This is a genomic window from Pannonibacter sp. Q-1 (assembly GCF_054073275.1).
Genome location: NZ_JBSXNB010000001.1, coordinates 410,230 through 426,565, shown reverse-complemented (window position 1 = coordinate 426,565; position 16,336 = coordinate 410,230). Strand labels below are relative to the sequence as shown.

The window sequence follows — 16,336 nt, the reverse complement described above, 5'->3', positions numbered from 1 at the left end:
AAGGTCTGGCCAAAGGACTTTATGAACGGGGCCTTCCGGTCACTTCTGCAGAAGAGGCGTCCGCATCCGGCCCGAAGAGTGTTGTTTTAAGTGTTGATGGATGAGATTGCATGAGCTGGAGCCTTGAGACTGTCCGCATAGGCGGCTTCGACACCGTAACCGCAGACCGCACCGAACTCGCCAGCTGGATGGCGGCCGTGTGCGCGGAAACCCGGGAGGGGCGAAAATGAGAAAGACCCTACCGATTTATCGGTTGGTAGATTTCGTGTTTAGTAAGTTTGGGGCTTAAAAGTAATTTGAGGATTTTTATCATGTCTATGTTTAGATCTTATGCTTCCGCTTTAAAGCATTTTTTAATAGATATTTATCTGCATTCTGTGTTTTTTTATCGAAAGCTAAATTCTGAAGTGAGGAGAAAAAAAGATCACAAACTTGACGCTCCCTTATGTATATCTCTAACATCGTATCCGCCTCGTTTTGGGCGTTTAGAGATGACTATTAGATCATTACTTGATCAGACTGTAAAATTTGATAAAATAGAGCTATGGATATCAAAGAATGACATTTCTTTTTTGCCTAAAGGTGTAGTTGGACTAAAGAAGAGGGGTCTTTTTATTAGGGAGTGTGAGGATATAAAGTCATTCAAGAAGATAATACCCTCTATAGAGGATTCTAAGGAGAAATATATAGTCATAGCTGACGACGATGTTTATTACCCAATTTATTGGCTGGAGAGGTTAATTGACGCCTATGAACCTGGAACCAAGATGGTGGTTTGTCATCGTGCTCGTCTGATACCGAGTGGGGTATGGGAAAACCTTCCTGTATACGAACAGTGGCCATTATTGAAAAATGGTCCGGTTACATCAATTAGGGTTTTTCCAACGGGAATGGGCGGGGTATTGTACCCTCCGAATATTTTTGATCAACGAGTAACCGATCAAAATATATATATGTCTCTATGTCCTAACGCTGATGATATATGGCTTTATTTTATGGCGCTCGAGAACAATGCAGTGTGGCGTTTCACCGGCACGGTAAATAATCTACGAAATTGGAGAGGAACACAGGGAGTAGCGTTGGCAAGGAAAAACTTCTCGGGTGGATATAATAACGAGCAGTTAAATAATGTTATTAAATTTCTAGGCAAGAGCGGAATGATAAATGAGTATTGATAAGAAGAAGTTCTCGTCAGTCAGATGGTCGGGTATCTCAACTTTTACTCGTGTTTTTCTAAGTTTCTTGCAGATATTTGTTCTTGCAAGATATATCCCGCCATCAGAATTTGGAATAATGGCGCTGGCAGTTACTGTAGTGAATATTATAAATATTGCGTCTGATATAGGTATATCTCAGGCTTTGATTAGATTCCAGGTTAGGGATGAGAGGATTATCTCGACTCTATTTTGGGTTAATTTTTTGTTCTCAATTATTCTAACTTTTTTTATAATATCTCTTTCTGGCGTGATTGCAGAGTTTTATAATGAGCCGGAACTCGCCAACGTTTTGTTATTACTTTCTATATCGTTTCCTATCACATCTGTGTCTCAGATTGTAAAAGCTCTGGCTGAGATGGATTTACAGTTTCGACGTCTCGCGATCGCTGAGATTTTTTCGATGTTTATCTCTGTATTGGTTGCCATTATATCGGCGTTGTTATTTGACTATGGTGTATATTCGCTTGTTTTTGGCGTTATTTCATTATCGGTAGCCAGTTCATTTTTGGCTATTTCTGTAGTTAAGCCTATGTGGCATCCAATTTTTGCTTTTGATATAATAAAAGCATCTACTCATCTTAGCTTTGGCGTGAGAATTTTATTCACAGGTCTTCTTAATGCCTTTGGGGCACAGGCTGATATCATCGTCTCCGGCAGATTATTCTCTGCTGGAATGGTGGGGCTTTATTCTCAGCCTCGGGATCTATCATTCAAAATTATGATGGCCTTAAATCCAATTATAAATCGGGTTACCTTGCCTATGGTGGCTTCTTTTAGAGAGGATAGAAAGCAAGTAGGAGTGCTGTATAAGGAGGCTTTGCTTGTAATATTATCCGTTAATTTTCCTATATATCTCTATTTATTTTTTTCCGCCGGGCCTGTCGTACGTCTCGCGCTAGGTCCTAATTGGGAAGTTGCTGTTCCATTTATGGAGGCTGTTGCAGTTTGGAGCTTATTTAGATGTATCGGAAACCCGATTGGTAGCCTGTTAACCGGTACTGGGCGTGTGAACAGGTATCTATTTTCGTCATTTATAGTAACTACACTTGTATTGTTATTCTCCTACGTTAGTGGGCGTCTGTATGGTTTAATTTCAATTCCATACGCATTGGCAGTTCTGTATTTTATGCTGATAATCTTCTTTTATAGATTTTGCATTCACAGTGTCTGCGAGTTCCCCTTCAGGGACTACTTGTTAACAATATTGAGACCAATGTTAATATCTATTTTGAGTTGCGGGCCTTTGTATGCTTTAAAGCTCTCTGATATGAGCGATATTTTATATATTATTGCCTCATTTGTCATTTTTGTTATCGCTTATGTAGGTGCAAGCTACATATTCAATAAAGAATTTGTAAATTTTGGAAAGCGGGTCTTCCTTGAGGGGCTGTCGGGGGGGAGGCGGTAATGAAGGTCAAATATGCCATCACATTCTTTGCGGTGATTTTTCTTTTATCCGCTATGGAGTTGCGATTTGAGACGGTCGACAATCAATATTTCGTATTGGTTAACCCAAGTGCGCGTTATCCTGCATCGTTGTTTCGTAGCGACTTAATATTTAGCTTTCTAATGCTTTTGCCATTGGTTCTATTCCGGGATGCCTTCGCCGCTGTTAAAATTGCACCACCTTTTGTTCTGACTGTTGGGCTTTGGGCATTTATCATTTCTGCCTTAAATGGGGCGCTAATTAAGGGAATTTCTTTCAATATTGCAATATTTTTATCAATATTTTATTCATATGCTCTTATAAAGTATAATGGAATAAGGAGTTCAGTGCGTTTAGTCCAATTCTTAGTTAGTGTAGCTGTGTTGACTTCTGCTTTATTTGCCATTTTAGGGAGTGACTATGCCGTCATGAAAGGGAGTCATGATGGTTTATGGCGTGGTTTCTTCAACCATAAGAACTACTTTGGACCCCTTATTTTGACTTTAATTGTTATTTATTATTATTTCCCAGTTGGGAGGAGGGGAGTGTTTAATTCTTTCATTATTTCGATTTTAGTTCTAATTCTGATGATGACTGGAGCTAAAACTGCTATATTCAGCATTTTTATACTAATTTTTATGGAGATTTTTCTTAGAGTTGGAGAGAGGAGTGGTGTGAGAAAATCTGTTTACTTGACTACAATCGCACTTTTATTTCCAGCACTTATATATTTTTCTCTCCACTTTTTTATTTCTAGTCTAGCATCCGATTTCGATTTTACATTAAGTGACCGAACCACTCTTTGGTCGTCTGTGTTTGTTACGGGATTGGATCCCTTTGGAAAGGGTATCGGCGCATCCTTTAATGCAGACCTTTTAACATCACTTCGTGCTTATTCGGGTTGGAGTGGGGCAAATTCAGTTCATAGTTCGATTATTTCGAGCATGATAAATCTTGGTTTTTTCTTCGGATTTAGTATATATATATGGATATTTTTAGTATCGATTAGATTAATATATAATTCATATTCTTGTGAGGGGCGTGCTCTTTCTTCAATTTCTCTGATTTTATTGATTATGAGTTTTGTGGAGGTATTTGGAGGCCTTAATTTTAGTGTGACGATGTTCTTGTTCTTTTTCTTCATTATTATGAACAGAATGAAGGAGGGCGATAAGGTCTCCTCCTTTGGGACTTCTGGGCAGCTCAGCCCATTAAAGGGCTGAGCTCATAACCTAATTTACTCGTCAGCTTGTACAGAGACGGCATTCCCCTGACAGTGCCGCGTTTTGAAGCTGGTTCAGGCGGCTCGGGTTTCTGGTTGCATTGAAGCCTGTTTGGGTCTGGTTGTCAGCGTCTCTCCCTTCGTTTTTTCCGGAGGCGTTTCGGGGGCTTTTTTCAGGCCTTCGACGAAGGCCTTGAGGGGTGTCCGTCCCCCCATGTTTCGGCCCTGATGAGGTCGCCTGGTGTTGTAGAGGGCGAGCCAGTCGTCGAGCACCGCCTGCATCTCCTCGATGGTCTCGAACCAGGTTCTGCGGCCTTCGACGCGGAAGTGTTCGTCGAGTACGGTGCGGTGGAAGCGCTCGACGATGCCGTTCGACTGCGGCCGCCTGACCTTGGTCGTCCGGTGCTCAATCTCCTCCAGTTGCAGGAAGAGTTCATAAGGATGCTGGTCGGGCCGGCCGCAGAACTCGCGGCCGTAGCACGTCGGGAACATGTTCTGCCGACAGGTTATGGCCGCACGCGCAGCTTCCATATCGCGCAGCGGGTGGCCATAACCGGGTCCCAGGTCTCAAAAGTGGTTTTGCTGAACCACACCGCTGAGGAGACCGGCTATGACCGCCACCCATTCTATTCCTTCGACCGTCCTGGTCGCCATCGACATTTCCAAGTACCGCCATGAGGTCCTGATCGGAGTCCCGGGGAAGAAGCGTCGTCGCCGTATGACGATATGAACACGCTGGAAGACTTCCATCGTTTATCCGCGGCGCTGGTCGGTTACGACCTGCCTGTTCGGATCGGGTTCGAGGCGACCGGCAACGATCACAGCCCCCTGGCGCATCATCTCGGACAGGCCGGGTTCGAACTGAAGCTCGTTTCCTCGGCCGGCCTGGCCCGGACACGCGAGGCCTTGCACAACAGTTGGGACAAGAACGACCCGAAAGACGCTCAGGTCATCCAGCACATGCTGGAGATCGGTGCCGTGCAGTTCTTCCATGATCCGCTGGTCGTTGGGACCGCCGACATCCAGGAGCTCTCAAAGACCCACGAGATCGTCTCGCGTTCGAAGACCAAGCTATGGCACCGTATCCTGACGCATTACCTGCCGCTCTACTTCCCCAAGGCCGAGCGGTTTCACCGAAGCTCCCGGACCGACTGGTTCCTGGCGTTCCTTGAGAAGTATCCAACACCGGCGATGATCACGGCCATGAGCCAGGAAGCTTTCATCGCAGATGCCGGCAGGTGTTGGGCAGGAAGGTTTCCAAAGAACGCCTGCTTTCAGATATTCACGCCACGGCCATAGACTCTGTTGGTTTGCCCGTCGGACTGGATTCCGACGCGGTTCGCATGTTCCGCCTCGTCCTTGCCGAAGGCAGAAGCCTTGTCAGCCAACGCAACGAGATTGAGGCCCGGGCGGTCGAGCTGCTCTCCGATCTGCCGGACTATCAGTTGCTGACAACCATCCCCGGCATTGGCCCGATCAATGCGATGACCATCCTCGCTGAGGCCGGCGATCTGCGGCGGTTCCGGCATCACCGGCAGTTCCTGAAGTTCTGCGGCATGGAACTGGCCACCGTGCAGTCCGGCATGTTCCGCGGCCAGAGCCGGATCTCGAAGTATGGCAATGCCCGGCTGCGCCGCACGCTCTGGATGGCTGGCCAGACGGCCGTTCTCAAGCGGACCAACAGCTTCCGCGACAAGTTCGAGCGCTACATCTCGAAGGATCGACACAACGCACATCTGCGCAGCAAGGCCTACACCGCAATCGCGGCCAAGATGGCGCGCACCGTACACGCCGTGGTCAATCACGGTGGACCCTATCGCCCCTTCTTCGAAGGGGTGAGCCCAGGCGGAAGGACCTCTCTCTGACATGAGCCGTGGAGGCAGACATCTGACCTCGTAGATAATGTTCGGGCCTTCTGCTTGGGATTTGGGATCTCGTATTAAGGACGGTGAGGGCCGCCATCACGCGTACCCTGTGTTTGCTATGGATGAGATCATTTCTTGACGGCAGAGCCCGTCTGGGCAACCTTTTAAGGGTACCCGGCTAGCCGGGTGCCACACGACCTGCTGACCTAAGCAGCCAGAATTTCCCGACATAGGACGTTGTCGACCCGGATGGTGGCCGGATAGCCAACCTGCCTGCACACGCGTTCCAGTGTCTGAACCACATCCTCGCCCCTGTAATTGAAGCACGCATCGACCTTCGGTGAGAAGCGGGAGAAGGTGTCGACGACCGTCAGAACCCTGGTCTTACGGCCCGTTGCCAGTTGGTCATGGACGAAATCCATAGCCAGACATGGTTCGAATGTGCCGGCTCGGTGCGGTCAGCGCGCAGCTTTGCTTGACCCGGCGCTTGGGAACCTTGTTGCGCAGTTGAGGGTCCATCTCCTTGTAAAGGCGATAGATTCGCTTCGCATTGATGGGCCAGCCGTCACGCTTCAGCAGGACGTGAACACGACGGTAGCCATACCGCACCCGTGTCTGGCATATATCTTTGATCTTCAGCTTCAGTTCGGCCTGCTCGCCGCGCCTGGACTTGTAGACATAAAGTGACCGATCGATCTTCAGCGCGGCGCAAGCGCGGCGTATCGAAACCTTCCAGTCTGCCTTGATCGTGTCGACAAGCTTGCGGGCAGGCCTCAAAGCTTTTTTGACAGCACATCCTGCAGCATGGCCTTGTCCAGCGACAGGTCGGCAACAATCCGCTTCAGCTTGGCGTTCTCCTCCTCGAGCTGCCGCAAACGCTTCATCTCCGAGGGCATCAGCCCTGCATACCTTTTGCGCCAGTTATAGAAGGTCGCGTCGGAAATCCCGGCCTTGCGGCACACCTCGCCGATCGGAGTACCATCCTCTGCCTGCTTCAACACGAATGCGATCTGTGCTTCCGAACCGAAGGACCGCGCAGCGAAAACTTCGAGGCCTTCATCGAAGTCTCCTCTTCTTCCCAACAGGGATCACAAGTGGAAAATTCCAGTGCCGAATGGCTCAACTTATTGGGGTCACGTCATCGCTTGCAGAGGCCAGGCAGGCGGCAAACAAAGCTGCATACGCGTGGTTGAACAAGTCTAAATAACTTCATCTTTTTAGAATTCGCTTTATCGCGTCGGTCAGATTTCGGTAGCGTCCACCAGCAAGCATAATCTGAAGGAAGATGATTGCTGCGTGTTTCGGATAAAACGTACCCTTGAAAACTGCTTTGCAGTAAAGCTTCAATGCTTCAACGAGAGCACCATTTTCAGCGTGCGCCTTAGCAACACGCCAGCCCACGAAGCCATTGAAGGCTTTATCTGTTAATAGTTCTCTGTTCTCGGATGCCCATCTCATTCTGACTAAGGGGTCGGATTTTGCTGAGATGCGCTTGGCGTCACTCACATCCGACCAGATCGCCCCTGCTGTATCGATAAATACAAAGTCATAGCCAGCATGAGAAATTCTACAGGCGAAATCTACATCTTGGCCATAGGGCAGCCATTCTAAATAACGCACCTCTTTAGAAACATAAGTCGGAAAAACAAGGGTGCTTGTCTGAATGAAGCCACGATCGCAGCTCAAGTATTCGGAAATGGGTTCTCCAATCTTAGGGCCGCGTGGAGGCTTTTCAAAGGATATACCATTCCCGCGATCAACAATTATTTTTGAAAATGCAACACTCTTAGGGTTGCCTTCAAGAGCGGTAATAGAGCGATTAAGGTGTCCAGTACAAAAAACATCATCTGAATCAAGTAGTGCGATGTAGCGTCCTTCCGCTATGTCTATGCCAGCGTTTCGGGCTGCGTTAGCTCCCTTGTTGATTTGCTTAAGAAGTCGAACCCTATTGTCGTTTATAGACATAACGATTTCAGATGTGCCGTCGGTTGAGCCGTCGTCAACCACTATTACTTCTAAATCATCAACGTCCTGCGAGAGCGCGGATAAGACGCACCTTTTGATCGTTTTCTCTCTGTTGTAGGCGGGAATTACTACGGAAACAGTTTTCATGACAATCGCTCAGACAAATGGGTGGGCATGTCGATCGCCGCAATGGCAATCAACTCCTGTCATGGCTTAGTCAAAGCCAATAGCACTGACGTATGATATCCTTATGATTGGACGATGGACCGTTGATTATAATTCCGCATTCATGCCAAGTAGCCAGCGCACCTGGCGCCTTGTGCAATGTGAAGGTGTCGGGAATGCGCCCTGCAAAGAAGCTCTCGATGTCTTTCATCATACTGAAGGCGCGATCGATGCTTTGGGTATCTGTAACGCTGAGTTGTGCTCCGGAAGTGCGTACGATCTGGACAATATCGAAATCAAGACAATAAGGAACCTTTTCCATGAAGGGAGTTCTTTCTAGAAATTTTCTTCGTGAGGATTCGTAGAGCTTCTCAAGTGCGACATAACGGCGGTCTAGGGCATGGTCGATCCAAAGAATATGTGCGATGCCGCCGAGGTCGCCGAGGTCTGGATCATGACGTGCAGAATAGAAAAATCTAAACATCAATTGAATTAAATCACTGTTGTAAGCTTTAATCAGGCCAGTTTCTGGATTTATGAGAGAGTCTGTCGCCTCTCTGACTGTGCGCGACAAATTGATATAGTCTTCTGCTACAGGGTGTCCGCTATTTGAAACGGATAGCAAAATGGAGGGTACTCCACCAAGCCAGTGACTGACCCGCCAACTGTGATGAGCCCATTTTCTTGGGAATACAGGTCGCTTCGTATTCTGATCGATTATTGAACCGAAATCTGGCACGCGGTTAAATAGGGCTCTGTCGTAAAGGAGCTCTTTGTTAGGTAAAAGATTAAGAGTACCAAACGCATATGCAAGATTGTGGATTGATAGTGTATTGGATTTATCGAATTCCCAACCTGGAAAATTCTGCTCGCGAAGAATTTCGGAGAATTTTTTGCTTGCCGAATGGTCAATGATTTTTTCATGATCCAGTAGATATAGGCAGTACGCCATATCGCACAGGGACTCTATCGAGGAGTCGGGTGAGTATTTTCCTTCCGTCCAGAACTTGAATTCTTTAGTGAAATGATTTTTAAGATAAACGATCATGTTTTCATTGAATTTCATTTGGTGCCAGTCCTGTTTGACAAGATTTTTCAGAATTTATTTCAGCGGATTCTTGCGGATATAAATATACGATAGCTTGCAATCAAATTAGTTATCAAATAACGAGTGAATAGCCGCTGTGGCTCCTGCCAGAGGCGGAACATCCACTCCAGTCCCAGTCGTTGCATCCAGTCTGGCGCTCTTGGAGCCTCGCCCGTCAGGAATGCGTAGAGGCCACCGCAGGTCTTGATGCAGCCGACGCCTGTTAACCGGTGACGGTTTCTGGCGCACCAGATCTCCTGTTTCGGTTTGCCCAGTCCGACCCAGAGAACGTCAGTACCCGCTGCGACGACTTCGGCACAGATTGCTTCCTCATCCTCATGGGAGAAATATCCATGCCGACGCCCAACGATTGCAAGCTTCGGATAGAGCCGTTTCATCGCTTCGACGGCAGCTGTATTCTGTGCCTCTGTCGAGCCGAGCACGAAAAACCGCAGGCCTTCCCGCTCTGCCAGCTTTGCCACATCATGGAACAGATCGGTCGTAGCACTGCGGCCGCGGATCGGGGTGCGTGTCAGCAGCTTCGACGCGAACACCACGGACATTCCGTCGGCGTGTATGATGTCTGCTTCCGCCATTGCAGCGTCATAGGCGGGATCCGTGCCTTGCAGGGCGATGCCCTGGCCGTTCGACGAGAAAACCAGAGCTGGCGGAAGGATCATTTCGCCGGACCGGATTGCGCGGCACCGCTGAGCGATCCATTCGGACAGTTCGCAGCGATCCGCCAGCACGGTCTGAAACCCGCCGACACGAACTGTCTCCAGCCCCGGCAGAACCGTTCTCGATGAGGGATCACCGTCATGTTGAAGCATTGCGCTCATTTCAGTTCGCTGCTCCATTCGCTGAAATGCCGCGTTTGAAGGCTTCGGTGGCTCCGGAGTATTCAGAGTGCCAGTCAACAAGACTTGCAACGCCTGTTTGCGCGGCGATCTTCGGCCTGAAGCTGGTGAGTGCGGCAAAGACGTCCGGGCTTGCGTAAGTCTGTTGCACTTTGTCCTGCTGCAAGGGCAGCAGGGTTTGCGGTATCTTTATTCTTGGTGCTTCTTCGATTGCCTCGAAGGGGTGACGCAGGCGTGGCGGGCAGTCATGGTGCTGTACGGTTTGCAGCAACTGTGGCGTGTTCCCCGACAAACGCGAGCCGCTATAGCCGGGGCTGATCTTTGCAATCTTCATATCAAAACCCTGAACAAACGAATAGAACTGAATTCAAGCAATCATCGTGCCAAGACCCTGTATCAGCTCCGTGCAGCCAGAAAAATGGGCTGTGAATAGCCGACGGCGTCCTTGCAAATATCCCAAGTGTTCCGCGAACTGGTCTGCAGAGCAGCAGATCACTTAGCATATTGCTACCTGAGTTTAATGTCGGTTTCAATTCGGAGCAGCGGTGGAGACGGGCATTGGTCGTTTAACGTTTGATTAAGATTAACGCAGCATAGACCGGTCCGGCCCGCATGTCTGCGGGCCGGACCGGCGTTTGGAGTGATCCGCTTCGTCAGCTTGCCGCAAATTTCAGCAGGCGAAGGGCATTGAAGTCGGAGATGCCGCCGCCAACGCGCTTGGTGGCGTAGAACAGGATGTATGGCTTGGCGGAATAGGGATCACGCAGGATCTGCACGCCCTGGCGGTCCACGATCAGATAGGCCCGGCGGAAATCGCCGAAGGCAATGGAGCTGCTGCCGGCGCTGATCACGGGCATCTCGTCGCACTCGCTGATGGGAAAGCCCATCAGCGACATGCGGAACCCGTCCGCAATGCTGGTCTGGAACAGGTAGCTGCCATCCCCGGTCTTCAGCCGCCGCACGGCGCTCAGGGTCATGCGGTTCATCAGGAAGCCGCCGTTCTTGCGGTAGCGGGCGGGCAGGGCGTGGACCAGCTCGATCAGACTATCGGCCCCGTTCTTCGCATCGAAGCCTCCGGCGGTCCCGGTCAGGCTGGTGCCGACGCTGCCGAAGGCAGGGGTGCTGCTCACCTGCTGCGGATAGGAGAGGATGCCGCGCGGGCTGGCGCTGCCGCTGCCGGAGATAAAGGCCTCCGTCTCCTGTGCGCTGAAGGCATCGGCCAGTTCCTGCACCAGCCAGCTTTCCACATCGATGATGGCATCATCCAGCAACTGCTTGGTCGTCACCGGCATGGCATAAAGCTCCATAGCCGGGAAGGAAAGTTCAGCGATCTGCGGCGTGCTGGTGGCCGGGCGCTCCGCCGTTTCCGCCACCCAGCCGGTGCCCGGCCCGGAGATGGAAAAGGGACGCTTATAAACCGCCGTGGAAATGGTCATCACTGAGGCAATCGACCGGATGGGGGACTCGGCCTTCAGCGACGTGTGCAACTGTTCGTCCATTTCCGGATGCACGATGAAGCCGCCATCGGCTTCCGACCCCACCGAAAGCCCCTTGATTTCCAGGCTGTCGAAGCCGTCCGTCTTGCCCTTGCGGATATAGGTGTCAAAGGCTGACTTCTGCTCGTTCGGCCCCTGAGGCAGATCCTGCCCCAGATGGGGCCGTTGTGCCCGCAACAGGTTGCGGGTCATCTCGTCAAGGCGGTTCTCGATCCGCATGAGCTTTTGCTCGGTCAGCGGGTCCGCCCCCTTCTGCGTGGTGATCTCGCGCAGGCGCTCGTCATTCACCGCCTTGAAATCCTCAAACACGCGCAGGTGTTCCTCGAACTGCTGCTCCAGCGCAGCAGTTACAGCCGTTTCCTGGTGCTGCCGCGGCTCGATGCCATAGGCCTTGTATTCAAGCCCGGCACGGGGCGCCAGAAAGCTGCCCTCCTTGAAGTTTGCACCGTAAAGATCTGCCGATTGCATGCTGTCCATGCTGCTTTCGATCCGGTCTTCCATGTCTGCGCCTTCCTGTTCTGTGTTCCTCGTGATGGAGGCGCCGCCCGCCCTGAAGAAGCCCCGCGCCGCATCCGGTTGCCTTGCTGCCGATGGTCGAAACTCATCGGGTCGAGGTCTTGGCCGCTGGCGTCCCGTCATTGCCTGGCGGGGCGCCGCTGCTTGCAACCACCCAGCAACAACAGGAAGATATTCCTACAGGTCCGGGGAGTGAGGATAAGTTTTCAAGGATTATTTTTTTTGTTCCTGAATTCAGCGGGTTACGGTGGGCTCAACTGGAAAGGCCGTTGATAAGTGCTGGCATGCGCCTTTTTGTTGAAGGTCACTTGCCCCAGTCTCACGTGCCCTTGCTCCATTTGCGCCCGTCCCGGGGCTCTGCATCGGTGGCGCATCAAGCCCCGCAAGGCTCAGGCGCTGTGCGCAGGAACACAAGACCCCGGTGAGACGGGCTCACCGGGGTCTTGTCTCATATCAAGGCTCTGACCCCAAGGCGCTAAGGGGCCGAAGCATGACGCCTTGAACTTGCTCAGGCGCCGGCGGCGAGGCGGACGGCGATGAGCCGGGCGGCGTCACCGGTCAGCGGCCCCTGGCGGCAGCGCTCGCCGGAAGGGCCTGCATCACACAGCGCGCTGATGGCGCGGATGGTGTCCCGGGTGAGCAGGCCGTTGAGCGGCCCCTTGTACAGCCCGCGCGCCTGCATCTCGTCCTGCACGAGATAGACAAAGGCATTGGCATTGGACCAGCGCAAGGTGGTGAGCAGGTTGAGGCGCGTCTGCTGCGGGGCCTGCCTGAAAGCTTCGGCCAGGGCGGCAAAATCGGCACGGGAACTGGCCGAAGCGCCGCGGATCATCAGTTCCTCACGTGCCACAAAGTCCGGCCTCAGAAGGGCGGCATGGGCGGCCAGTGCGGCCCGCGCCTTGGCCGGATTCGGCTTCAGCTGCTTGCCGGCGCCGCTGCGGTGGAGGCTGACGAGCCGCCGTGCCGCATCCGCGTTGCCGGCAGCTGCCGCTTTTTCCAGCCTGGCCAGCGCACCGGCAGGATTGGCCCTGGTGCCCTTGCCGCGCAGCATCCACTCGGCGGCCAGCACGGCGGCGGCCGGAATGTTCCGCGCCTCCGCTTCCTTCAGATAGGCCGCGGCCTTTGCCTGGCTCGACTGGCGGCCGAACTGGCCGTCCATATGCCCCCGGGCAAGATCAAGCAGTGCGGTGCTGTTGCCTTCCGCTGCTGCGCGCTCCAGGTGGGAGAGGGCCTTGCCCGGGTTCTGCCCGGCCAACTGGCCGGTCCGGTAGGCATTGCCAAGGCGCAGCAGGGCCGTGGCGTTGCCCTGTGCTGCGGCCTCCTCAAGCAGCCGGATTCCTTCGCCTCTGTCTGCCGCAACGAGTTCGCCGCGCAGCAGCACATCCGCAAGGGTCAGCATCGCGGAGGCATTTCCGGCCTCGGCCTGCTCCCGCAACAGGCTGAGGCCCTTCTCCGTGTCCTGCGGTTCGCCCTGGCCCCAAAGCGCGGCCTCGGCCAGCCGGAGTGCTGCGTTTGATGCGCCGGCCGCCTGGGCCGCCTCGAAGGCGGCCAGCGCCTTCGCCGCATCGGCCGGCACGCCGATGCCATCGCGGTAGATTTCCCCAAGGCGGAGAGAGCTGGCGGCGTTTCCGGCCTCTGCGGCCTGGGTCAGGTAGTCAACGGCCCTGGCGCCATCCACCGGAATGGGGCCGCCGCGCGAATAAAGATCGCCCAGATTGTGAAGCGCCCCGCGGTCGCCGGTCTCTGCCACTTCGGTGAGCAGGGCAAGGCCCTCTTCCGGATTGGCTTCAACGCCCTCGCCGTTGATGAGGGTGCGGGCATAGGCCCGCTTGCCGCTGGCATTGCCGTTGTCTGCGGCGGATTTGAAGAAGGCGGCTGCCCTGGCCTGATCCTTGTCCACGCCAATGCCGTCCCGGTAAATTTCGCCCAGGCGGACATAGCTGTAGGCATTTCCGGCTTCTGCAGCGCGGGTCAGATAGTCAACGGCCTTCGCCCCATCCACCGGAATGGGGCCGCCGCGCGAATAAAGGTCACCCAGATTGTGAAGCGCCCCGCGGTCGCCGGTCTCCGCCACTTCGGTGAGCAGGGCAAGGCCCTCTTCCGGATTGGCTGCAACGCCCTCGCCACTGATGAGGGCACGGGCATAGGCGCGCTTGCCGGCAGCATTGCCATTGTCTGCGGCCGATTTGAAGAAGGCGGCTGCCCTGGCCTGATCCTTGTCAACGTCAATGCCGTCCCGGTAGATTTCCCCCAGGCGCACGTTACTCCAGTCGTTCCCGGCTTCGGCGGCGCGGGTCAGGTAGTCAACGGCCCTGGCGCCATCCACCGGCACCGGTCCGCCACGCGAATAGAGATCACCAAGGATGTGGAGGGCATCCCTGTTGCCCGCGGAGGCCGCGTCTTCCAGGTGCTGCACTGCGGTCTGCGACGCGGCTTCGTCCGTGCCCTGCCGCACGATCTCGCGCAGGTCCTGTATGCTTGGTGTCTCCGGCGCGGTCTGTGCGTAACTGTCAGAGGCTCCCGGCAGGACTATTGCTGACGAGAGCAAAAGACATGCGGCGGCCGTCCTGCCGAAACGGGGCAGAGCGGCACGGCGCCAAAAAGAACTGGTCTTTCCACTATTTAGGTCAAGATTTAGATCAAGGTTCAGGTATGGTATTGGCATGGCAAATTGCCTCCGGAATGCAGGTGAAAATCAAGTATGAGAATGATCGTAATCATTAAAATTTTAAACAGACATGTCAACCTTTGTCATTTGATTTGATGGCTGTTTATGTATTTCTATGCGTTTCCTGAATATAGTGGGCGCACTTTATTTGGTTGGTTTTTTTACCGCGTCAATGTTCGTGCCGGGTGATAAACAAAACAGCAAGTCTTACGGTTTGTTGCCGGGGCGGGCAGGTGATGCCAGCTCCCGACAAGCTTGACGCATCGGGATCCGGTACAGCCTGAGCGGCATCCGCGTATCTTCACGGCGTCATGCGGCAGCATTGCGGCGCCTTGATATTGAACGGCGTCATACCCGTCCTGACCGGATGCCACGGGCACATGCCCCTGTAGGCCAGGAGCGGATTTCCAGAAGACGGGGCATCGTCAGACGGGGCATTGTCCGCTGGCTGCGGCCCCCGCCGCCCGGAGGGCGTTGAACCGGTCACGCGAATACGGGCGAGCAATGCAATTGCCGCAGCCTGATGTCTGCGGGCTGTTTTTCCGAAGAAAAACATGCGCTTGCCGGAAATGAGATCGGCCGGTGGGCTGGCCTGTGAGCTGGTCTATGTGTTGGCCGGTGGGCTGGATGGATCTGCTGAAGCGGTGCTTGCAGTCTGCCGCCGCATGGGGCAAAGCTGCCATGTTTGCGGTGGCGGGTTGCCGCCGGTGCAGGCTTCGTTTCGAAGGAAAGACATTTGCCATGACGACACTTATCACCGGCGGCGCCGGCTATATCGGCAGCCACATGGCCCATTGCCTGGTGCGGGCGGGGGAGAAGGTTGTTGTGCTCGACAATCTCACCACCGGCTTCGGCTGGGCGCTGCCTGCTGAGGCACAGCTGGTGGTGGGGGATGTGGCCGATGCCGCGCTGGTGGGCCGCCTGCTGGCGGATCATGGCATCGAGGCGGTGATCCATTTCGCCGGATCCGTCATCGTGCCGGAATCGGTCTCCGATCCGCTGAAATATTACCGCAACAACACCTCCGCCTCGCGCAGCCTGATCGAGGCCTGTGTCACGGCCGGGGTGGACAAGTTCATCTTTTCCTCCACGGCCGCCGTCTATGGCGATCCGCTCAGCGTGCCGGTGCCGGAGGATGCGCCGCTGGTGCCGCTGTCGCCCTATGGCATGTCCAAGCTGATGACGGAGCTGATGCTGAAGGATGTCAGCGCCGCGCATGACTTCCGCTACACGGCGCTGCGCTATTTCAATGTGGCCGGGGCTGATCCGGAGGGCGCGACGGGGCAGAGCACGCCGCAGGCAACCCATCTCATCAAGGTGGCCTGCGAGACGGCGCTGGGGCGGCGCCCGCAGATGAGCCTGTTCGGCAGCGATTATGACACCGTGGATGGCACGGCGGTGCGCGACTATATCCATGTGAGCGATCTTGTGGAGGCGCACCGGCTGGCGCTTTTGCGCCTGCGCGATGGCGGGGCGAGCGCGGTGATGAACTGCGGCTATGGCGAGGGCTATTCCGTGCGCCAGGTCATTGAAACGGTGAAGGCCGTTTCGGGCATCGATTTCAAGGTGGAGGAAGCCCCGCGCCGGGCGGGCGATTCGCCAAAGGTGGTGGCGGACAGCGCCCGCGCCCGGCAGGAACTGGGCTGGCAGCCGAAATACAATGATCTCGAGCTGATCGTCCGCCATGCTTTCGCCTGGGAGGAGACGCTGAAGGCCCGCCGGGTCAATTCGCTACAAGAGGGGTGACGGGAGGTGGCGGGAACGCATCAGGCTTCCGGTGCTGGCGCATTATGCCAAGGCTTTGGATGCTGAGGCATCACGCTTGAAATGGCTCATGCGCCGCACGGGCTTG

10 protein-coding genes and 3 pseudogenes are annotated in these 16,336 nt (G+C 53.9%); 5 read left to right on the top strand and 8 right to left on the bottom strand.

Features of this window, described 5'->3' with window-relative positions; genetic code table 11:
* Positions 1–491 precede the first annotated feature (491 nt).
* Genes ACVNHC_RS01925 through ACVNHC_RS01915 form a run of 3 tightly spaced genes read left to right on the top strand, consistent with a single transcriptional unit; the run spans position 492 to position 3,866 of the window.
* The gene (locus tag ACVNHC_RS01925) at positions 492–1,175 is read left to right on the top strand and encodes a hypothetical protein (protein ID WP_457166295.1); all 684 of its coding nucleotides are present in this window, start codon (positions 492–494) and stop codon (positions 1,173–1,175) included.
* On the top strand, positions 1,165–2,625 hold the full coding sequence (locus ACVNHC_RS01920; RefSeq protein ID WP_457166294.1) for a lipopolysaccharide biosynthesis protein: 1,461 nt from the start codon (positions 1,165–1,167) through the stop codon (positions 2,623–2,625). The genes ACVNHC_RS01925 and ACVNHC_RS01920 overlap by 11 nt, the downstream gene beginning before the upstream one ends.
* Complete coding sequence (locus ACVNHC_RS01915) at positions 2,625–3,866, top strand: hypothetical protein (RefSeq protein WP_457166293.1); 1,242 nt, start codon at positions 2,625–2,627, stop codon at positions 3,864–3,866. Before ACVNHC_RS01920 ends, ACVNHC_RS01915 begins: the two co-directional genes overlap by 1 nt.
* A gap of 74 nt (positions 3,867–3,940) precedes the next feature.
* On the opposite strand, the pseudogene ACVNHC_RS01910 reads toward ACVNHC_RS01915, so the two are convergent.
* Positions 3,941–4,339, bottom strand: a pseudogene (locus ACVNHC_RS01910) (integrase core domain-containing protein); the annotation flags it as partial.
* Positions 4,340–4,475: 136 nt separating this feature from the next.
* Here ACVNHC_RS01910 and ACVNHC_RS01905 point away from each other — a divergent pair.
* A pseudogene (locus ACVNHC_RS01905) lies at positions 4,476–5,730 on the top strand (IS110 family RNA-guided transposase).
* Positions 5,731–5,969: 239 nt separating this feature from the next.
* Here ACVNHC_RS01905 and ACVNHC_RS01900 read toward each other — a convergent pair.
* The 7 genes and pseudogenes from ACVNHC_RS01900 to ACVNHC_RS01870 all read right to left on the bottom strand — a co-directional run.
* Positions 5,970–6,812 (bottom strand): annotated as a pseudogene (locus ACVNHC_RS01900) (IS3 family transposase); the annotation flags it as partial.
* A gap of 127 nt (positions 6,813–6,939) precedes the next feature.
* A complete protein-coding gene (locus ACVNHC_RS01895; RefSeq protein ID WP_457166292.1) occupies positions 6,940–7,842 on the bottom strand; it encodes a glycosyltransferase family 2 protein in 903 nt (300 codons plus the stop codon).
* 70 nt (positions 7,843–7,912) lie between these two features.
* Complete coding sequence (locus ACVNHC_RS01890) at positions 7,913–8,926, bottom strand: hypothetical protein (protein ID WP_457166291.1); 1,014 nt, start codon at positions 8,924–8,926, stop codon at positions 7,913–7,915.
* 41 nt (positions 8,927–8,967) lie between these two features.
* The gene (locus ACVNHC_RS01885) at positions 8,968–9,786 is read right to left on the bottom strand and encodes a WecB/TagA/CpsF family glycosyltransferase (protein ID WP_457166290.1); all 819 of its coding nucleotides are present in this window, start codon (positions 9,784–9,786) and stop codon (positions 8,968–8,970) included.
* A gap of 1 nt (position 9,787) precedes the next feature.
* A complete protein-coding gene (locus ACVNHC_RS01880; protein WP_457166289.1) occupies positions 9,788–10,138 on the bottom strand; it encodes a hypothetical protein in 351 nt (116 codons plus the stop codon).
* A gap of 319 nt (positions 10,139–10,457) precedes the next feature.
* On the bottom strand, positions 10,458–11,801 hold the full coding sequence (locus ACVNHC_RS01875; RefSeq protein WP_457166288.1) for a phage major capsid protein: 1,344 nt from the start codon (positions 11,799–11,801) through the stop codon (positions 10,458–10,460).
* A 523-nt stretch (positions 11,802–12,324) separates the two neighbouring features.
* Positions 12,325–14,271, bottom strand: a complete 1,947-nt coding sequence (locus tag ACVNHC_RS01870; protein WP_457166287.1) for a tetratricopeptide repeat protein — start codon at positions 14,269–14,271, stop codon at positions 12,325–12,327.
* Positions 14,272–15,225: 954 nt separating this feature from the next.
* Between ACVNHC_RS01870 and galE the strand changes: the two genes are divergently transcribed.
* A complete protein-coding gene (gene galE / locus ACVNHC_RS01865) occupies positions 15,226–16,230 on the top strand; it encodes a UDP-glucose 4-epimerase GalE (protein WP_457166286.1) in 1,005 nt (334 codons plus the stop codon).
* Positions 16,231–16,336 lie beyond the last annotated feature (106 nt).